The sequence below is a fragment of the Microbispora sp. H10670 genome, assembly GCF_014161385.1.
GTDB classification, from domain to species: Bacteria; Actinomycetota; Actinomycetes; order Streptosporangiales; family Streptosporangiaceae; genus Microbispora; species Microbispora triticiradicis.
The window spans coordinates 120,029-140,153 of sequence record NZ_JABBWW010000014.1 but is presented as its reverse complement, the minus strand read 5'-3'; the positions used below and the strand labels follow the sequence as shown (position 1 = coordinate 140,153).

The 20,125-nt window shown below is 71.5% G+C and carries 16 protein-coding genes; 9 read left to right on the top strand and 7 right to left on the bottom strand.

The features are described 5' to 3' along the window. Position 1: 1 nt before the first annotated feature. Positions 2 to 550 (top strand): copper chaperone PCu(A)C, encoded by a 549-nt coding sequence (locus HHX33_RS20615; RefSeq protein WP_182876041.1) that lies wholly within the window; start codon positions 2 to 4, stop codon positions 548 to 550. Further along, complete coding sequence (locus HHX33_RS20610) at positions 543 to 1,799, top strand: Dyp-type peroxidase (protein ID WP_182876040.1); 1,257 nt, start codon at positions 543 to 545, stop codon at positions 1,797 to 1,799. Before HHX33_RS20615 ends, HHX33_RS20610 begins: the two co-directional genes overlap by 8 nt. A 163-nt stretch (positions 1,800 to 1,962) precedes the next feature. Here HHX33_RS20610 and HHX33_RS20605 read toward each other — a convergent pair whose 3' ends face one another. From HHX33_RS20605 to HHX33_RS20575, 7 genes are all read right to left on the bottom strand, one after another. Continuing rightward, positions 1,963 to 2,856, bottom strand: a complete 894-nt coding sequence (locus tag HHX33_RS20605) for a hypothetical protein (RefSeq protein WP_182876039.1) — start codon at positions 2,854 to 2,856, stop codon at positions 1,963 to 1,965. Further along, the gene (locus tag HHX33_RS20600; RefSeq protein WP_182876038.1) at positions 2,857 to 3,255 is read right to left on the bottom strand and encodes a hypothetical protein; all 399 of its coding nucleotides are present in this window, start codon (positions 3,253 to 3,255) and stop codon (positions 2,857 to 2,859) included. Then, positions 3,255 to 6,794, bottom strand: coding sequence for a CHAT domain-containing protein (locus tag HHX33_RS20595; protein ID WP_182876037.1), 3,540 nt, complete (start codon positions 6,792 to 6,794; stop codon positions 3,255 to 3,257). The genes HHX33_RS20600 and HHX33_RS20595 overlap by 1 nt, the downstream gene beginning before the upstream one ends. 376 nt (positions 6,795 to 7,170) lie before the next feature. Further along, positions 7,171 to 7,899: a hypothetical protein gene (locus tag HHX33_RS20590; protein WP_182876036.1), complete on the bottom strand. Its 729-nt coding sequence runs from the start codon at positions 7,897 to 7,899 to the stop codon at positions 7,171 to 7,173. Between the two features lie 363 nt (positions 7,900 to 8,262). Further along, positions 8,263 to 8,736 (bottom strand): flavin reductase family protein, encoded by a 474-nt coding sequence (locus tag HHX33_RS20585; RefSeq protein ID WP_165900614.1) that lies wholly within the window; start codon positions 8,734 to 8,736, stop codon positions 8,263 to 8,265. Beyond that, complete coding sequence (locus HHX33_RS20580) at positions 8,733 to 9,956, bottom strand: styrene monooxygenase/indole monooxygenase family protein (protein WP_182876035.1); 1,224 nt, start codon at positions 9,954 to 9,956, stop codon at positions 8,733 to 8,735. Before HHX33_RS20580 ends, HHX33_RS20585 begins: the two co-directional genes overlap by 4 nt. Before the next feature lie 123 nt (positions 9,957 to 10,079). Beyond that, entirely contained in the window at positions 10,080 to 11,054 is a 975-nt protein-coding gene (locus tag HHX33_RS20575) for an AraC family transcriptional regulator (RefSeq protein WP_182876034.1), read from the bottom strand. 304 nt (positions 11,055 to 11,358) lie between these two features. Here HHX33_RS20575 and HHX33_RS20570 point away from each other — a divergent pair, with 304 nt between their 5' ends. The 7 genes from HHX33_RS20570 (at position 11,359) to HHX33_RS20540 (ending at position 20,121) form a co-directional block, all read left to right on the top strand. Continuing rightward, positions 11,359 to 12,180 (top strand): CPBP family intramembrane glutamic endopeptidase, encoded by an 822-nt coding sequence (locus tag HHX33_RS20570; protein ID WP_182876033.1) that lies wholly within the window; start codon positions 11,359 to 11,361, stop codon positions 12,178 to 12,180. After that, positions 12,177 to 13,328 (top strand): sensor histidine kinase, encoded by a 1,152-nt coding sequence (locus HHX33_RS20565; protein WP_182876032.1) that lies wholly within the window; start codon positions 12,177 to 12,179, stop codon positions 13,326 to 13,328. Before HHX33_RS20570 ends, HHX33_RS20565 begins: the two co-directional genes overlap by 4 nt. Beyond that, positions 13,325 to 13,984, top strand: a complete 660-nt coding sequence (locus HHX33_RS20560) for a response regulator (protein ID WP_182876031.1) — start codon at positions 13,325 to 13,327, stop codon at positions 13,982 to 13,984. The genes HHX33_RS20565 and HHX33_RS20560 overlap by 4 nt, the downstream gene beginning before the upstream one ends. 268 nt (positions 13,985 to 14,252) lie before the next feature. Then, entirely contained in the window at positions 14,253 to 17,894 is a 3,642-nt protein-coding gene (locus HHX33_RS20555) for a hypothetical protein (protein WP_182876030.1), read from the top strand. Between the two features lie 158 nt (positions 17,895 to 18,052). Beyond that, positions 18,053 to 18,469 (top strand): hypothetical protein, encoded by a 417-nt coding sequence (locus HHX33_RS20550; RefSeq protein WP_182876029.1) that lies wholly within the window; start codon positions 18,053 to 18,055, stop codon positions 18,467 to 18,469. Positions 18,470 to 18,646: 177 nt separating this feature from the next. Continuing rightward, positions 18,647 to 19,180, top strand: a complete 534-nt coding sequence (locus HHX33_RS20545; RefSeq protein ID WP_182876028.1) for a toxin-antitoxin system HicB family antitoxin — start codon at positions 18,647 to 18,649, stop codon at positions 19,178 to 19,180. Then, positions 19,180 to 20,121, top strand: a complete 942-nt coding sequence (locus HHX33_RS20540) for a DUF4097 family beta strand repeat-containing protein (RefSeq protein WP_182876027.1) — start codon at positions 19,180 to 19,182, stop codon at positions 20,119 to 20,121. Before HHX33_RS20545 ends, HHX33_RS20540 begins: the two co-directional genes overlap by 1 nt. The last annotated feature ends 4 nt before the right edge of the window (positions 20,122 to 20,125 follow it).

Sequence of the window (20,125 nt, the reverse complement as noted above, 5' to 3'; positions counted from 1 at the left end):
CATGTTCTCCCGTGTCATGCTCGTCGTTCTCAGCCTGGGCGCAGTGACCGCCACGGCGGCCTGCGGTTCCGAGGAGCCGTCCTCCGCCTCGGCGGCGTCGCCGTCGGTGGTGGCGGCTTCTCCGTCATCCGCCCCAGCCGCGCTCAGCATCACCGACCCGTGGGTCAAGACCGCCAAGAAGGGGATGACCGCTGCCTTCGGCACGCTGGTCAACAACTCCGATTCGGACGTCACCGTCATCGCCGGCAGCACGCCCGCGGCACCCATGGTGGAGTTGCACGAGGTCGTGGAGTCCAAGGGCAAGATGGTGATGCGGCCGAAGAAGGGCGGTTTCGTGGTCCCCGCCCACGGCTCCCACGTCCTGCAGCCCGGCGGCGACCACATCATGGTCATGGACGTGCCCTCCGAGATCAAGCCGGGGTCCGAGGTGCCGTTCACGCTGGAGCTCAAGGGGGGCGGTACCTACACCTTCACGGCTCTGGGCAAGGACTTCGCCAGCGCCAAGGAGAACTACCAGCCGGGCGCCGACATGGGCGGCATGGATGAGTGAGCGGCATGACGAGGCGGAGCGTCTCCCCCGCCCGCGCCTGAGCCGCAGGGCGCTGCTGTCCGGCGGCGCCGTGGTGGCCGCCGCCGCGACGAGCGGGGCCGTCGTGGCGCGGGCGAGCGCCGACGACACGAGTACGGCCGGCCGTACCGTCGATCCGGAGGGGAACTCGCCCCGGGCGACGGCGGTGGAGCCGTTCTACGGAGCCCACCAGGCCGGTGTCGCGACGGCGCCGCAGGCGCACGCCACGTTCGTGACGTTCGACCTGCGGTCGGGCTCGGACCGGGAGAGTGTGGCGCGGCTGATGCGCGTGCTCACCGACGATGCCCGGCGCATCACCCAGGGACAGCCCGCGCTCGCCGACACCGAGCCCCATCTGGCCGTGCTGCCCGCCCGGCTGACCGTCACCTTCGGCTTCGGACCGGGTCTGTTCGCGGCCACCAAGACGTCCGATCAGCGGCCGGAGTCCGTCGCTCCCCTCCCCGCGTTCGGCATCGACCGGCTGAAGGAGCGGTGGACGGGCGGCGACCTGCTCGTCCAGATCTGCGCGGACGACCCGCTCACCGTCACCCACGCGCTGCGGGTGCTCGTCAAGGACGCCCGGTCGTTCGCGAAGGTCCGCTGGACCCAGCGGGGCTTCCGGCGGGCCGCGCACTCCCAGCAGCCCCACACCACACAGCGCAACGTGATGGGACAGCTCGACGGGACCGTCAACCCCGTCGCCGGCACACCCGACTTCGATCGGGCGGTCTGGTTCGCCGGGGAGCAGGAGTGGCTGCGGGGCGGGACCACCCTGGTCCTGCGGCGCATCCGCGCCGAGATGGAGACCTGGGACGCCGCCGACACCGTCGCCAAGGAGTTCACGATCGGCCGCCGCCTCACCGACGGCGCTCCGCTCACCGGCGCCCGCGAGCACGACGAACCGGACCTCGCGCGCCTCACCCCCGCCGGACTGCCGGTCATCTCCGAGTACGCCCATATCCGCCGGGCGCACGTGGCCGACCCGGGCGCGCGCATCCTCCGTCGTGTCTACAACTACGACGAGGGGGTCTCCGCCGACGGCACCGCCGACACCGGGCTGTTGTTCGCCTCCTACCAGGCCGACATCGCCCGGCAGTTCATCCCGATTCAGGAGCGGCTGGCCGAGGCGGATCTGCTGAACGAGTGGACGACGCCGATCGGCTCCGCCGTGTTCGCCGTTCCTCCCGGCTGCGGCCCGGAGGGGTGGATCGGAGAGACGTTGCTGTCCTGACGCCGCCGGCCGCTCGCGCTCGGCCCGCCGCCGGCCGAGCCTGCTGTGGTGAGCAGGTTCGGCCGATGAGCGGTCACCGGCAAGGTGGATCCGGACCCGTTCCGGATCCACCGCAGGGCAGCATCACGATCCCATCCTCGGTATGGGTACGCGGCCACGTGCCCTAGTCCAGGGAGAGCGGAACCGCCTCGTCGGAACCACGCCACAGATACGCCGTCAGCCGGCGGCCGGTGGAGTGCTCGGCGGCGGCGTCCTCCGGCGGGGGCCAGCGCAGCTGGCGGTAGAGGGCGGTCCGATGCAGGTCGAAGGCCGCCTCCTGCAGGTCGCCGAGCTCGATCACGCATCGGACGGCGCCCCGATACGAGAGCCAGGCCGCCAGCGCGCCGACCGGGGCCGCCCACCACGCCATCGGTGTCCAGGCGACGAACGCCACACTCCAAAGCCAGGCGGTGACCTGGGCTTCCAGCCGTCCGCGCGCCCTGGCCAGCTCCTGCCGGGTGTCTTCGGGCATCACCAGCCACAGCCGGGACCAGCATCGCACCGGGTCCAACCCGTATTTCTCCCTGGGCCATCGCTCCGCGGCGGCCAGCGCGTTGCCCAGGCGGGTCGGCAGGCACCGCTGTGGGTCGATCGGCATGGTGCGCAGCCACGCGTCCAACGTCACGAACTCCTGCTCCTCCGCCCAGGCGCGGCTACGAGAGGCGAGCACCTGCCAGCGCGCCTCGCGCCGGGCGACGCGACTGGCCCACCTGCGCGCCATCGGGCGCGTCAACCAGCCCAGTCGGGGAAGCCACCGGCCGGAGAGAAGGGTGAGCGCCGGATCCGTCAGGCGTCTGGCCAGCAGCCCTGACAGCAGCACCACCACCAGGACGGACGCGGTCCACCACGAAGTCATGTGCTGCGTGATCCATCGCTCGGCCGCCTGGGGCCCCCAACCGTTGTGGAAGAGCCAGACCAGCCCGCTTCCCAGCCAGAACAGCGCCGCCGGCAGGAGGACGACATTCGCCCACCGTTCCGCGATCCTGTCCGTCAGCCCCTTCCACAGACCGTCCACCACCTATGTCTCCGAATCCGGCGTACGGACGAGAGGCTTGTCGTGTTCCGGGCACGCGGGAACGGCCTGCCCCACGGCACGGCGGCGCCATCGTTGATCGCATTCCGGGCAGACGTAGGTCTCGGAGTGCACAACGCCCCCGGTGCCGGTCAGGGGATAGTACGCGGCACCGGGATCGCGCAGTCCGCCGTCGTGTGTCCGCCCCAGGTAGGAATAGGCCCACTCGCGGGTGGCGGGCCACCGCTGCAGCAGGGTCAGGATCTCCTGCTCGACCTCCGTGCTCCGCGCGAGCAGCCGGCCGAGGGCGGTGTCCACCTCCTCCGCCTCCGCACCGAGCAGCGCCGGCAGTTCCGGTCTGATGGCCTTCGCCAGGTCGACGACCGAGCGCGCGTGGCCGGTCATCACGCCCCCATGTAGGTGAAGGCGGCCCAGTACGCGGGGTGGGCGAAGTCTCGCCCGGTGCCCCACACTTCCCGCAGCGGCTCCGGAATCGGGGCGTACCTGTCCATGATCTCGGGATAGGCCGACCGCAGCTCGCGGTTGGTGGCGTCGCGCAGCCAGCGCTGTGCCGTACGCAGCGCCTCGGCCGGATGGGCCCCGTCCCGCCACAGAATGTAGAACCGGCTGAGCAGCAGCGCGGTGCTCACATCCGGCACTCGCCACATCGACCCGATGACCCCGGCGGCGCCGCCCTGCAGAAAGCCGGTGGCGATACCGACCACCTCGTCGGCGAGTTCCACGTGCGGCAGCGACGTCTCACACGCGGACAGGACCACGAGCCGGCGTGTCCCGGCCGGCCTGGCGAGCAGGTCGCGCAGGGTCAGGCGCTCATCGTGGGCGAGCAACAGGTAGCTGTCCAGGACCTGCCCCCAGTCCGCGTAGCCGTGGCAGGCGAAGTGCTGCACCGTGTGGCCGTCCAGCGCGGCCAGCACCGCCTCCCGGGAGGCCTCTTCCCCGGTCAGGCGACTGCCCTCCGGAAATCTCGCGCAGCCGGCGTCGATCTCGTAGCGCGAGTACCGCAGCGGGGCCGCGGCCACCGGTTGCGGGTCCTCGACGGCGAGAAGTGCGGCAGGCGCCGAGACGGCCGTCGAAGCGGCTCGGTCCGCGGCGGCGCGGGCCTTGGCACTCGGGGCGAAGACGAGGGGCAGGTGGTCGAGCGCGAAACGGCGGCCGGTCGCCGTGCCGGCGTCGGGGGTCCAGGCGACGTGCAGCGGCAGCGAGGCGATCATCCCCGTCGGGATCAGCGTCAGTTCGGCGCGGCCGGGCACGAGGTCGATCAGCGGCTCCATGATCGCTTCCCACATCCAGGCGGTGGTGTCGTCGAGGGCCCTGTGCCAGCGGTGGAGGTCGGTGGCCGCACGTTCGTAGTCCTGGAAGTACCGTGTCATGCGCGGGCGGAGCTCAGCCCAGGTCAGCGCGGGCAGGGCATGGACGCGCACGGATTCGCCGATCACCAGCAACGCGAAGCCGGCCTCGATGCCGGGAACCACGTACAGCAACGGGCCGAGCCGTGCCGCGTTCGAGACGTCCCGGCCGGCGTCGGGCAGGCGGAAGCGCTCGAATCCGGGCATGGATCTGATGCGCAGCAGCACCTCCTCGCGGTGCCGCCTCGCCTCGGCGAACGCGTGCGCCGGCGGCCGGTTGTCTCCGGGCATGGGCTCCAGGCTCAGGCTCTGCATTCCGCGCAGCGTCGCGGCCGCCGAGCGGTACGCCTCGGCGAGTGCCGGGTGTGCCCGCGCGAGCCGGTCGGTCTCCGCGGCATCCTCACCGAGGGCGTCGGCCAGCAGCCGGGTTCTGCCGCGTTCCAGCGCGACGACGGCACTCCACGGGTCACCGGCGCGCACATGCGCGGCGGCCGCCGCGGCGGCCAGCCCCTCGGCCTGCCTCAGCCATTGCTGCTTGTGCTCCCGCACGGAACTCTCGTCGACGAGCCGGTCCAGCGCGTCGAGGGCGTAGCCGTACGTCTCCGCCGCTTCGTCCCAGCGACCCCGATGGGACGACTGGTCCCCCCAGCCCCGCGCCAAACGCATAACGGCGAGCGGATACTGGTCGACGCCCGCGGCACTGGCCTCCCGCAGCAGCCCGAGCCCGCGGGCCAGGGCGGCGGGATCCGCGGTGAGTTCGTGGAGTTTGGCGTAACCCATCGCGAGGTTGATCCGGTACGCCGCGCCGTTGGCCGCCTCGACCGGGCACAGCGCGCACGCCTCCTCCATGAGCCCCACAAGCCGGCGCATGCCGGGTTCGGACTTCTCGTGGCCGGAGCGCTGCATGACGCACTGGGCGAGGTTGACCAGATGACGGGCCCTGTCGAGGCCCTTGCTCCGGCTGACCGCCTCTTCCAGTAGTCGCTCGGCGCGGTCGAGGAAATCCTCGGCGTGTGTGTCCGGTTCGTGTACGTGCCGCAGGATCAGGGCTGCCGCGAGGTTCCCGAGCCGGACCTCGCGGTCAGGGGAGTTCTCCGGCGTGTGGGCCAGCAGGTCCTCCAGGATCCGGATCGCCTCCGCACCGACCGCAGAGTCGCCGAAAGCCTGATATTTGTCCATGAGGCACGAACCCAGGGTGAACAGCGCCGTGTCGTTCCCGGTGGATGACCGTCGCCCCGCGGTGGCCTCACGCAGGAGGTCGATCGCCTCCTCCAGCGTCGCGACGTCCCCCGTGCTCATGTACAACTGCCGCAGGTCGATGCCGAGGTTGCAGACCATCGACACCCGCCCCGGGCCGGCCTCGTACGTCAGGCCCTCGCGGTGCAGCGCCACGGCTTGGCGGAGGTGGCCGATGCGACCGTTCGCCTGGTACAACGCGCGAAGGGTGTGGCCATACCCTTCCAGTGCGGTCGGGTAGAGGGGATCGCCGGGCCGGACCAGCTCCAGCATCTCCTCGTGGGCCCGCGAGCAGAGGGTGAGATCCTCAGGGGTGTCGCGCACGGCGTACCGCCGGCGCAGGGCCACGCCGAGACCATGCAGGTGGTAAGGGCGGATCTCGGCGTCCGGCGCCACCCGGCCGAGGGCATCCCGGTGTATGTCGATCGCCCGATCGAGGTCAGCGGGGTCACCGACCTCGTCGTAGCGAACGCGCAGGCACACGGCCAGCCCGTTGCGCCTCGACGCCCACTCCGCCGACCCCGTGGGCACTTGCGCGGCGGCCCATTCGGCCATGGAAACGGCCTTGGACAAGTCGTCCGGGTCGCGAGAGAGCCGATGCCGGTTGCGGAGAATCTGGACCATCGCGCTCGCCGCACCGCCAGGCTCTTCCGGATCCGGGTAGACCCCCTCGTGCAGCAGCCGAAAAGCGGTGAGGCTCAGGTCGATCGCTTCCAGGGACGACTCGATCTCGCCGACTTCGTGGGCGCTGACCCCGACGTCGTGCAGCGCCGCGCCCCCCAGCGCGGCGGTGCCGGGGTCCGCCCGTGCCGCCTCCTCCACCAGCGCCACGGCCTCCCGCAGCCCGGCCAGGTCATGCTCCGCGGCCAGCGCCTGGGCCAGACCGATCATGAACGCCGACCGGTACGCCGAGGAAGCGGGCAGGAGCCGGATGGCGGTCCGGATCACGGCGGCAGCCCTCGCCGCCTGGCCGGGCATGCGCCTCAGGGCACCGCCCATGTTGTACTGAGCCACCGCGCGCAACAGAAGGTGATCTCGGCGGACCGCCGGGTCCTCCGCGACCCTCGCCCACAGGGCGACCAGTTCTTCCAGGGCCGTACGGTCACCCGCGGAGTACCGCTGCTCCAGTTCAGCCGCCCGCCGCACGTGGGGCTGCATCGATTCGGGGGCGGTGACCAGGGTGCCGCCTGCGGCCTCGACCGCGTTGACGATGCCGAATTCTCTGCATATCTGCAGGAAATCACGCCACAGCGGTAGCTTTTTCGCGAATTCGTGATAGCCCATCGACTCCGAGTGCTTGATCAACTCGGCGAACCACATATCGACTTCTGGGTCATACAAGATGTGATTCTTCTGAACGGTCGCCGCGGCTTCGTCCCAACCACGACTGGACACAAGTTGGGTGATCGTCTCGATCAGGCGCTCTTGCTCCTCGGGTTCCTGCAGACGGCCGACGTTCTCGGGAGCCACGAAACCTCCACGGTGACCGGGCCGCGCTTGCCGATACCGGGCGCAGGCCTGATGGCATTATGAGCGCTGCGGACCCGGTCAGGGAAGGCTCGTTTCCCGGCCTATTTATGCCTTATGTCCCACTTAATCGCCGGTCGCCGCTCGCCTGCGCACGGTGTGAAAGCCGGCGCGGCGCAGCGGGCACGGCATCGTGGAAGGTGCCGTGCCCGCCTGTACGCGCTGGTCGTGCCCGTGATGTCGCGCGGGCTCAGCCGCAGTGGAGGAACGCGGTCGTGGTGCCCGCGGTGGTGACGAGGCCCGCCTTCACGTCGAGGACCACGATGGTGGCCGGCCCCGTCTGGTAGCTGCGGCACCAGACGTCCGCGACGTACTGCCATCCCGGCAGATTGCCGGAGGCGTCGGCGGTCCGCGTACCCAGTACGAACGGCCCGGTCGTGCCGATCCCGACCGCGTAGAACCATATTGTGCCGTTGGGCGTGAGCCCGCTGCCGTTGGCGTACAGGCGGCCACCGGTCTGGTTGAGCGAGGTGGTGATGCTGACGCCGCCGTGCGGCGTCCCGCCCGGGTCCGCCAGTCGCAGGACGGCGTTGGAGTTGTCGCTGTAGGCCTGGTCGCGGCTCGCCGGCGTCACGCAGACGTGGTCCGAGGGCCGCGTCTCACGCCAGACGTAGCCCTGCTTGCAGGTGTCGGGCCCGTAGGGGCCGCCGTTCGGCTCCCGGCGGGACGGGCCCAGTGCGTTCTCCGTCGCGGTCTGGGTGCGGATCGCCGGCGTCACGCAGACCTGGTCGCCCGCGTAGGCCTCCCGCCACACGTACCCGCTCGCACAGGTGTACGGCCCGTACGGCTGGCCGGCCGCCGCCGGTGAACTGGTCACCACCAGGCTGGTCAGCAGTGCGACCACAGCGGTCAGCCACGCCGGCACACGCCACAGGGCGCCGGAGCCGGATTTCCCGGTGACCCTTCTTTCGCCACGCATCTTTCCTCCTCGGTTATCCGGGTCGAAACGGCCGGCCAAAACGGCCGCGACGCCTCGGAAAGTGACGCGAATCAACGCCATCGTGGTCCGAGTTCGGCAGGGAGATTTGCGCCCTTCCTGTGTTCCACATACAGGTATCTCGCAGTGAATATGCGTGTCAAAGGAGGCGTATTGCGAGTAATGCGATACGTGGCAAGGTGATTCGTGAGAGGACTGAGTCGCCGTGGTAGCGCGCACGTTCCGTGCCGGCGTGGGTCGCGTCCCGGTCCGATCCGGCGCTGAAATTTCAGACCGGCACCCCGGCCGCCACAGGGCCGGGGCGCCGGCTCTCGTGGGAGGCGGAAGGAACGCGTCCGTTCCTCGTCATCCCGGGGAGGAGGCGAGCGCGCGGTAGCGGCCGGAGTGGAAGAGCAGCGGCTCCCCTCCTGACCGCTGGTGGTGCTCCACCTCGCCGACGAAGATGTGGTGGTCGCCGCCGGCGTGGACGGACACCGTACGGCAGGAGAAGGTGGCCAGGGTTCCGGCGAGCATGGGCAGCCCGGTGGGGGTGGCGAGCACGTCCACGCCGGCGAACTTGTCCGGCGCCGGCGTCGCGAACCGCCGCGACAGCTCGTCCTGACCGGCGGCCAGGATGTTGACCGCGAAACGCCCCGCGCGCAGGAAGACGGGCGCGCTGGGAGCGCGATCCGACAGGCACCACAGCACCAGCGGCGGATCGAGCGAGACCGAGCTGAAGGAGTTCACCGTCACTCCTGCCCGTTCCCCGCTCGGGGTCGCGGTGGTGACCACCGCGACCCCGGTGGCGAACTGCCCCAAGGCATCGCGCAGCGATCTCATGACGCGACCCGGTCGAGGTAGGCCTGTGCCTTGCCGGCGTCCATGAACCACTCGGCGTAGTCGGCGGGGTCGTCGAAGCCGTTGACGAAGCGGGCGGCGATCTCCGGCACCTGGCCGGCGGCGCCCAGGAGCGCCAGATGGTGCGGTTCGGCCGGGGCCAGCAGCGCGTTGGTCCAGCGGGTGACGTGCTGGGCCTGCGTCCAGAAGCGATCGAACGTCTGCCGCATCCAGGCCGACTCGAACGGCTGCTCGCCGTGCTCCAGGATGGCCTGGAGGTAGGCGGCGGCGCACTTGGCGGCGTTGTTGCTGCCCTGCCCGGTGATCGGGTCGTTGAGCACCACCACGTCGGCGACCCCGAGCACCGGGGCGCCCGACGGCAGGACGGCGACCGGGCGGCGCACGGTGGGACTGAAGCGCCCGGTCAGCACCCCGTTGGCGTCGGTGAGCTCGATCCCGGAGCAGCGTGCCGCCTCCCAGGGGAAGAAGGTCTCCAGGATCTCGCGGCTGCGCGCCAGGTGCTCGGCGGGGCCGCGCACATCGCCCCAGCAGTCCATCGGCCCGCCCGGCACACCCTCGAACACCATGATGTCGCACGGGCCGCCGTGCGTCAGAGCGGGGAAGACGAAGTACTCGCCGACGCCGGGGAGCAGGTTGAAGCAGACCGCGGAGTGCTCGGGCCGGGGGGTGAGACCGTTGACGTAGGTGACCGCCAGCGCCCGCTGCGGGGTGCTGTACGTCGACCGCTCCGCGTCCCGCTCGAACAGCGAGGCGATCTCCCCCTTCCCCGCGGCGACCAGGACCAGGTCGTACTGGGCCGCGTAGGTCTCCAGATCCCGCGGAGTGGCGTCGTGGACGACGAGCTTGCCGCCGAGCCGTTCGACCTCGTCCAGCCAGGCCGGCATCTTCACCCGCTGGTCGACCGAGAGAGCGGGAGTCCTCAGCCGGGACGCCCAGCCGAGCGCCTTGCCACCCGCGGGGCTCGGGACGGATAACTCGATGCCCTCGATGGGCGGGCAGACGTCCGCCCACCAGTCCAGGCCGAGCGCGCGCTCATGTGCCCGGGCGGTGCCGAACATGCACTGGCCCGACATCACCCGGCCGTCGCGGATCGACTCCGGGGTGCGGTTGGAGACCACGGTGACGTCGTAGCCGTTCTGCAGCAGGCCGATGGCCAGGTGCAGACCCGCCTGACCGGCACCGACGACGAGGATTCTGCGCATGAGGGTGTTTCCTTCCGCTGAAAGTAGGGGTTTCAGCAGAAACTACGGGCGAGGTGGCCCGGCGAACCATCCACTCAGCGCGGATTCCGTCCAGCCGGCGCGGAGTTCGCCTCAGCCCCGTCCTCAGCCCCGTCTCAGGGTCTCCGACGGGTGCCGGCCGTACTTCTGGCGATAGAGCGCGGCGAACCGGCCCTGGTGGAGGAAGCCCCAGCGGGCGGCGACGCTTGTGACGGTGTGGCGGGCCGGATCCCCGGCGGCCAGCTCCTCGTGCACCTTGGTCAGCCGTACCTCTCTGAGCTGCGCCATCGGCGTGCGGCCCACGTGGACGCGGAAGCCCTCCTGGAGCGAGCGGCCGCTGACCGCCACCGCCCGCGCGACGTCCTCGGTGGTGATCGGGAGGTGGGCGTGCTGCTCGATGAACTCCAGCGCCCGGCGCACCACCTTGGGAAGCACGGGCGGCCGAGGCGCCGCCAGCCGTTCCCGGTAGTTGGAGGGCTGCATCGTGAGCAGGGAGGTGAGCAGCGCGTTCTCCAGGTGGGCGACGGCCAGCGGCTGCGTGGTCAGCCCGTCGTCGTGCTCGGCCTCGTGGACGATCAGGTCGGCCATCGCCCGCCAGGCGCGCGTCCATCCCGCGGTCAGGTCCATGCCCAGGTCGAAGACGACCGGCCGGTCGAGCGGCTCGCCGAGCATCTGCTCCAGCGAACGCTCGACCGCCGTGCGCTCGAACTTGACGATCAGCTTGGGGGTGCCCGCCGCCCACCGCATGTCGAGATGCTGGGTCGGCGAGGGGAGGGCGGCCGTCGTCGGGGTCGAGACGACTTCCTGGCTCCCGCTGCGGATCAGGCTGCGCCCGGCCAGCGGGATCAGCACCAGGAAGAAGGTGCCGAGGTCGCCGGGTTCGATGCGGACGTCGGCCCCGTAGTCGAGGTAACTGATCCGGACCGAGCCGAGCCGGATGGAGTTGAACCGCGCCGACAGCAGGGACGCCGCGCCGGTCAGGTCCAGCCGATGCGGGCAGAAGATCCTCGCCACCTCGTCACGGACCTCGTCGAGATCGGTGCTGGCGAAGACGGGCCTGTTGCCGAGCAGCACTTCCATCGATCCCCCACTCCGACGACCCGTCAATCGGATAATCGCGGGAATCTTGTCGGCGTTCCAGGCAAAAGGACGCGATACGCAGGAATGTCCCAATTAAGACCAGGGGGCGTATCTTTTTCGGTCGCGCCTTTTCGTTCACTCGGCGGGACCGGCTTCGCGGGGGAGTACTGCTTGCGCCTGTCCCCCGTGCGAGCTACCCGCGAGTGTCCACTGCGCGGGGACGATTCCCGGCCGTCGAATCCCTAGCGTTTCCCGACGTAGCGGCGGCTCTCCGTCGCGGAGTCCCCCACGTCAGGGAGTTGTCATGCGGTTGTTGAAACAGCTCGTGCCCGTCGCGTTGATCGCCTTCGCCGGCGGCGCGATCGTGGGCGCGGTGCAGGGGAGCCCGTTCCTCATCCTGGTTCTCGGTGTCGCGACAGCCGCGCTCGCGGTGTTCGTGTACGCCCGGGTGGTGCGGTGGTCCGAGCGCCGCGCGCCGGTGGAGGTGGCTGGGGAAGGTGCCGTCGCCGCCGTCGGCCGGGGGCTGCTGATCGGGGTCGGGATGTTCGCGGCCGTCATCGTGAACATCGCCTTCCTGGGGGGTTACCGGGTCGACGGCCTCGGCTCGGTGACGGGCGCGGTCGGGCAGGTCGGCTTCATGGCCGCCGCCGCCGTGACGGAGGAGCTGATCTTTCGCGGCATCCTGTTCCGGATCGTCGAGGGGCGGACCGGCACGTGGATCGCGCTGGTGCTGACCGGCCTGGTGTTCGGCCTGATGCACCTGACGAACGAGCACGCCAGCCTGTGGGGCGCGATCGCCATCGCGATCGAGGCGGGCGGCATGCTCGCCGCCGCCTACGCCGCCACCCGCACCCTGTGGGTGCCGATCGGTGTGCACTTCGGCTGGAACTTCGCCGCGGCCGGCATCTTCGGCACCGAGGTCTCGGGCAACGGCGCGACGCAGGGGCTGTTGCACGGTGTGACGTCGGGTCCCGCCCTGCTCACGGGCGGCGATTTCGGGCCGGAGGCGAGCCCGTACGCGGTGGTGTTCGGCCTGCTGCTGACGCTCGTGTTCATGTGGCTGGCCCACCGCCGCGGCAACGTGGTCCCGCTCCGGCGCGGCGCGACCGCTACGCTCGCCCAGTGATCGATTTACGGCGGGTCACGGATCTGTGGCGGCGGTGCGACGTCGTGGTCCGGGATCTGCCGTTCGGGCTGCTGCTGGCCGTCGCGTCGTTCCTGCCGGCGCTCCACGGCAAGGGGACGCAGGTCGGCGACTTGCCGACCCGTCCCTTCGACGCGCTGGCGTACGTGGTGATCGCCCTGGAGTGCCTTCCGCTCGCCGTGCGCCGGCGTTGGCCGGCCGTGTGCCTGGCCCTGGTGTCGCTCGGCTTCGTCCTGGACCAGATCCGCGCCTACCACGTGCTCGCGAGCAACGCGATGCCCATCGTGCTCATCAGCACGGGCATCCATCTGCGGCGCCACCGGCGCGTCGCCGTGGTCCTCCTCTCCGCGGCGTACGTGCCCCTGGCGTACGCGCTCGGGCGGATCGGCGCGGCCGAGAAGGTGGAGGGTTACGCGGTGTTCTACCTGGCGCTGGCCCTCGCGTGGGGCAGCGGGTCCTGGCTGCGCTCCGCCCGGGCCGCCGAGGAGGAACGCCGCCGCCATGTCGCCGAGACCACCCGTGCCGCGGAGCGCACCCGGATCGCCCGTGAGCTGCACGACGTCGTGACCCACCATGTGACGGCGATGGTCGTGCAGGCCGAGGCTGCGCGTTACCTGACCGCGGCGCCCGATCGCCTCGACGCGGCCTTGAGCGCGGTCACCGACACCGGCCGGCGGGCCATCGCCGACCTGCGGCACCTGCTCGATCTGCTCAACCCCGACCACACCGACGTCAGGATGCGGTCCGTCGGCGAGCTCCACACGCTGGTGGAGCAGACGCGCCGGGCCGGGCAGCCGGTGGAGTTCGCCGAGGACGGCAGGCGGGCGGAGTCGGCCGGCAGCGCCGAGTTCGTGGCCTACAGGGTCGTGCAGGAGTCCCTGACGAACGCACTCAAGCACGCCCACGGCAGCCCCACGGCGGTCCGCGTGCGCTATGGCGAGGAGGAGATTCTCGTGGAGGTCAGTACCGGCGGTTCCGCCTCCCGGGCCGGCTCGCCCGGCGGAAGCGGGCGGGGCCTGGCCGGGCTCCGCGAGCGGGTCGACGCCCTGGGCGGCGAGTTCAGCGCCGGACGGCGGACGGACGGCGGCTTCGTCGTGCGGGCGCGAATCCCCGCGGGGAGCCCGTCGTGACCGCGCCGATCCGGGTCCTGGTCTGCGACGACCAGGCGCTGATCCGCACCGGGTTCGCGACGATCATCGATGCCCAGCCCGACCTGGAGGTGGTGGGCGAGTGCGGCGACGGTCGCGCCGCGGTCGATCTGGCCCGTCGGCTGAGCCCGGACATCGTGGTGATGGACGTACGGATGCCGGTGCTCGACGGCATCGAGGCGACCCGCCTGCTCGCCGGCGCCGGGGTGGCGGACCCCGTCAAGGTGCTCGTGGTGACGACGTTCAACCTGGACGAGTACGTCTACGAGGCGCTGCGCGCGGGGGCGAGCGGCTTCCTGCTCAAGGACGCGCCGCCGGCGCAGCTCCTGCACGGCATCCGCACCGTCGCGACCGGTGCCGCGCTGCTGGCTCCCGAGGTGACGCGGCAGCTCGTCGGCAGATACGCGGCGCGCATCCGTCCCGCCGCGGGCACACCGGACGACGTCGCGCTGACCCCGCGTGAGCTGGAGGTGCTGCGCCTCATCGCGGACGGCCGGTCCAACAGCGAGATCGCCGCGGCACTGGTGATCAGCCAGGAGACCGTCAAGACGTACGTGTCCCGCATTCTCACCAAGCTCGACCTGCGCGACCGCGTGCAGGCGGTGGTCTACGCCTACCGCAGAGGCCTGGTGACCTGAAACAGACCGGACGGGCACCGGCCGGCGACGGTCGGACCGTCCTCCGTACGGAGGCGTCGCCTCGCGTGTGCGAAGACCTGCGGAGCCAGGGCGCCGAACCTACACTCGCCACATGGAGGACGCCAGGGTCGGATTCGCCCGGCGATTACGGGCGTTGATGGATGCCTCCGGGCTCTCCGTGCGTGGGCTGGAAGTGGCCAGCGCCCGGACGCCTCGCCGCCGTGCGGGACAGAGGCCGATCCGGTTGCCCCGCGGCACGGTGGGCGGCATGACCAGCCCCAGTTCGCCGAGCCTGCCCGAGCAGCACAACTTCGAAGTCTTCGTCGACACCTGCCTCAGGGTGGCGGCCGCGGCGGGACGGGTTCTGCCCGACGGGCTCGGCGAGCGTGAGGCGTGGGACGAGGCGTACCGGGAACTGCGCGAGCAGACCGAGGAACGCGGCCCGGCGGCGGTCCGCGCTCCCCGCCCGGCCGAGCCACCGGCGCCCTACCGCGGCCTGGAGACCTTCGGTCCCGAAGACGCCGACTACTTCTTCGGACGTGACGCGCTCACGGCCGCCCTGCTGGATCGGATGACCGGCACCGGCGGCCTGCTGATCGTGCTGGGGCCGTCCGGCTCCGGCAAGTCCTCGCTGCTGCGGGCCGGTCTGGTGTCCGCGCTGACCCGGGACGCCGCCACCTCCCCTGTCGTCCTCACACCCGGTGCCGACCCGCTGCTTACCCTCCGCGACCTGGCCGGGGCCGGCCACGACGTGAGCACGGACGAGCTGAGCGAGATCCTCAGGGGACGATGGGCCGGCCGGGCCGTCGTCGTCGACCAGTTCGAGGACGTGTTCACCTCCGCGCGCGAGAGTGCCCGCGGGCGGTTCATCGAGGTCGTGACGGCCCTGGCCACCGGGTCCGGGGCCGGCGGGCGCGCGGGCCCACTGGAGGTCGTCCTGGGCGTCCGGGCCGACTACCTGGGCCACTGCACCCGCTACCCGGAGCTCGTCGCGGCGATCGAGCGGCCGGTGGTGGTCACGCCGATGACGCGCGACGACCTGCTGCGGGTCATCAGGGGCCCGGCACGGCTGGCCGGCCTGACCCTTGAGGAGGGCCTGGCCGAGCTGCTGCTCGAGGATCTGTACAGCGACCGCGACTACGCCGATGCCGTCGGAGTGCTGCCACTGCTGTCACACGTGCTGCGCCAGACGTGGACGCACCGAGAGGGGACGCGCCTGACACTGGCCGGATATCGGGCGTCCGGGGGCGTCATCCGGTCCCTGGCGCAGACGGCGGACGCCACCGTCAACGCCCTTGACCCGGCCTCCCGCCGGACAGCCCGCCGACTGCTCACGCGGCTGGTCCATCTGGGAGTCGACGCCGCGGACACGGCCCGGCGGATGCCGCTGGCCGAACTGCCGGACGACCCGCGTGTCAAGGAGGTGCTCGACCGGCTGGCGCAGGCCCGCCTGGTGACCGTCGACGCGGAGAGCGCGCGGATCACTCACGAGGCGCTCATCCGCGGCTGGCCGCGGCTGCGCACCTGGGTGGAGGAGGACCGCGCCGACCTGGTGGTCCTGCAGCGGCTCGAGGCCGACGCGACCGATTGGGATCACAGTGGGCGCGACCCGGCCTACCTGTACGCCGGCAACCGCCTGCAGGCGGCACGCGAGGCCTACGCCGCCGCCTCATGGCAGCATCCCGCCGACGGCTCCGCCACACCCGCCTTCCTGGCCGCCTCCGAGAACGCGGCCTCCGAGGCCAGGCGCACGGCCAGGCGCCGGCGGCGGCTGGCCCGGGGGACGCTGGTCCTGATGACGGCTCTGGCTCTGGCCGCCTCGGCCACCGGAGTGCTGGCGGTGCGCGCGGCGGACCGGACCGAAACGCAGCACCGCGAGATCCTTTCGCGGTTGCTGTCGACGCGTGCCGACGTGATACGCCCGGCCGACCCGGTTCTGTCCGGCCTGCTCTCCGCGGCCGCCTGGCGCCACGCGCACACCGACGAGGCCAGGTACGGCATGCTGGCGGCGCTGGCCACACCGCTGCGGGCCGTGCTGAACGGTTCGTCCACCGAGGTCTCCGCGGTCGCCGTCGGGCGGACCGGCATGGTCGCGACGGGAGGAATGGACGGGACGGTGCGCCTGTGGGACGCCGCGGGCCGGCCCAAGGGCCCGCCGCTCACCGGCCATCACTCCGGCGTCTATCCGGTGACGTTCGGTCCGGACGACCGCGTCATCGCCTCGGGTGACGGCGACGAGGAGCACGACGGGATCGTCCTGGTGCGCGACGTCGCCACCGGACGCCCTCTCACCACGCCGCTGACCGGGCACAAGGGCCAGCTGACCTCGATGGTCTTCAGCCGGGACGGCGCGGAGCTGGTCACGGCGGACGACCATCAGATCGTCCAGCGCTGGGACACCCGCACGTGGCGCCGTCTGGGTGAGCCCATCGGCCCCTTCCGGCGTGGCAGCGACGTCTGGACCACGCTGAGCCCCGACGGCAGAGCCATCGCCGTCCAGACCGACCGCTTCAGCAACTCCTCCACCTGGCAGGTCTGGGATCTGGCCGGTCGCCGGAGCTTCGGGCCTCCCATCTCGGCGAGAGCACTCGCCTTCAGCCCGGACGGCCGGACGATGACGACCGCGTACTGGAACTTCAACGAGGAGGGCAGCCTGGTCCAGCGATGGCGCCTGACCGGTCGATCGAAGCTCGGCAAGCCGGTGCGGGTCGGCGTCTCGGTCTACTCGACGATCTACAGTCCCGACGGCCGGACCGTCGCGATCGGCTGCGGCGACGGCACGGTGCGCTTCCTCGACACCCGCACCCTCCGGCAGGCGGGTGCCGTGCTGAGGGGCCACACCACCTACGTCGCCGACCTGGCCTACTCCCCCGACGGCACCCGTCTGGTCACCACGGCCTATGAGCGGAGCGCCCGCATCTGGGACACCACGGTCTGGGCGCAGACACCCGGCCCCGCGCGCAGCGCCGAGCAGTCCGCCTTCGGCGCCGCGATCAGCGGTGACGGACGGGCCGTGGCCGTCATCGAGTGGACAGGCCGGCCGGGTGACATCGAACCGGAGGTGCGGCCGCTGGACGCCGTCACCGGCCGGCCGACAGGCGACCGGCTGGGCCTCGGCCTGCGTGATCAGATGTATGTGCCTCCCGACGGGATGGTGCTGAGCCACGACGGTCGCCTCCTGGCCGTCCACGCCATCCATGTCACCGACGACGAGCAGGGCGTTTCGACCTTCGCCGGTGACGACGGCCAGCTCGTGATCGTCGACCTGGCCACGCGCCGCCGGAAGGGTGCGATCGACCGCTATCCGGATGCGATCAGTGCCACTGCCATCAGCGCCGACGGCAGTGTGATCGCCACGGTCGGAGAGAGGATCGTCCTGCTCGGCACCACGACGCTGCGGCGGATCGCGGCCTCACCTGTTCTGGGCCACCCCGACGACGACCACGTCGTCGCCGCCGTCTTCGATTCCACGGGCAAGCTGGTCATCACCACCGAGACCAACGGCGCGAGCACCGGCAGTGTCATCCACATGTGGCGCGTCGGCGACTGGAGCCAGATCGGCAGCATTTCCAGCCCTGGCTCCGTCGTCGCCATGGCCGTCAGCTCGAACGGCCGCTACCTGGCGACCGGAGACACCGACGGGATCCTGCGCCTGTGGGACCTGCGTACCCGGCGGGAGATCGCGGTGGCACAGCCCACCGGAGACCCCGAGCGGCCGTACGGTCTGGCGTTCGGTGCGGACGGCGCCACCGTGCTGGCCGTCGCGGAGAACGGCACGATCACGCGCTGGCCCGTACCGTTGCCGGCCGACCCGTACCGCGCCGTGTGCGCCCTGGCCGGACGGGCCATGACGCCGCAGGAGTGGAACCAGTTCGCGCCCGGTGAAGACCCTGAGGCGACCTGCGCCTGAGGTGTCCGGACCTCCGGACACCCGTGAACCACCGCCGAGCACGGTCTGAACAGCGCGAACGAGGGCGCCGCCCCATAGCCGTCCGGTCCTTCTGGCCGGACGGGCGGAGGGGCTCGCACTGTGGGCGGCGACCCCAGACTCTCCCTCCGGAGGCGTTCATGCCCGCTCGCCTGATCACCACGACCCTTGTGTGCGCGGTGGCCCTCGCCGCCGTCACGACGCCCGCCCGTACCGCATCCGCGACCGCCGCCTCCGCCGCGGCCCGGTGGAGCGGCTGCACGGTGTCGAGCTGTTCGTTCTACTTCACCTCCACGACCACGGCCGCGATGAAAAGGGCGGCCGACCGGGCGGACTGGCTGTCCGGGCCGACCACCGACATCATCTGCGCCCGCGTTCCCAACCGGCTCGTCGCCCTGGGGTGCTCGATCGCGCTGCTCTACCCGTACAACAGGGCCAGGAACCGCCTGAACGAGGCCTACGCCCTGGGTGGCTGCTTCGGAGTGAAGGCGCAGCTCGGATTCACCGTGCCGGTCAGGTTCGTGGCCGTGCCGCCCGGCTCCTCCTACTGCCGGTGATCGTCCACCGCCGGGCGTGAGGCGGCGCAGCCGCAGGCAGACGCGCCTTTCCCCGGCGGGGGATCTCGTCAGGGGCGCTGTCACCGGGCCACCGTCACGCATGTGGCGTCTTCGATGACGCTACTTCTCGGGATCTTCGGGCTTGTTATGGCGTCAATGTGGTGTCATGCTGACGTCATGGACCTTGCACCTTATGTCGATCACCTGCGGCGTGAGCTCGCGATGGTCGCCGGGGCGGGCGGCGAGGACGTCCGTTCGCTCGCCGAGCGCCTCGCCGCGACGCTCGAATCGGCCACCCGGCTCGCGCTGCTGGAGGCTCTGTCGGCCGCCGCCGACGAGATCACCCAGGACCTCGCGCCGGGCTCGGTCGAGGTGCGGCTACGCGGGCGCGATCCCGGTTTCGTCGTGACGCCACCACCGCAGAGCCCTCGCCCGTACGAGGGAGGAGGCGAGACCGGGCAGGCCGAGAGGCCGCCCGCACCGCCGCCCCCCTCGGACGCCGACGAGGGCGGGACGTCCCGGATCTCGCTCCGGGTCCCCGAGCACCTCAAGCCGCGCATCGAGGAGGCGGCCGCACGTGAGGGGCTGTCGGTCAACGCCTGGCTGGTCCGCGCCGTCGCCGCTGCCCTCGACCCCGGCACCGCCGACCGCCGCTCCGGCCGGAGCCAGGCGCAACGGACCGGCAACCGCTACAGCGGCTGGGTGCGCTGATGAGCGCCGGCAAGGAGGCCGGGACGCGGGCCTTCGACACCCCGCAGCCCATTCTCGCCGTCCTCGACATCGCGACCGCCACCGTCCGGATCAACGCGAGCGGCCGCACCGACACCGTCGTCGACGTCCGCCCGAGCGACGAACTCAACGACGCCGACGTGCAGGCCGCCCGGCACATCCAGGTGGACTACGCCGACGGCAGGCTCCTGGTGCGGACCGACAGGGAGCACGCGGGCTCCGCCTCCGGGCGGGGGCTCTCGCTCGGCAGGCTCGTCGAGTCGCCCGCGAGCTGGGCACGCTCGCTGCTGCTCGGCCCGGGCTCGGCCGACGTGACGATCGACCTGCCGGCCGGCTCCCGCGTCGACGCCAAGACGGCGGGGACCATCCTGTGCCGCGGGCCGCTCGGTGAGGTGACGCTCACCACCTCCTACGGCGACATCCGGGTCGAACAGGCCGGTCGGCTCCGGGTGAAGAGCACCCACGGCGACATCTCGGTCGTCCGCGCCTCCGGGCACGCCGAGGTCACCACGACCCACGGCGGCATCCACATCGGCGAGGTCGACGGCACCGCCGCGGTCAGGACCTCCCACGGCGCCGTCCGCATCCGCGAGGTGACCGGCGAACTGCGGCTGAACAGCGCCCACGGCGACATCGCCGTCGACCGCGCCCTGGCCGGCGTCGCCGCCAAGACCGCGTACGCCAGTCTGCGGATCGGCGAGGCGGTGTCCGGCTCGATCGCCATGGAGACCACCGGCGGCGGCCTGGACGTCGGGATCCGGGAGGGCACCGCCGCCTGGCTGGACGTGGCCTCCACGTACGGCACCGTGGACGTCTCCCTCGACCCCGGCGACGACCCCGGCGACGATCCCGGACGGACAGACCGGATCGTCGAGGTTCGTACCCACACCACCTACGGCGACATCGTCGTCCACCGTTCCTGACACC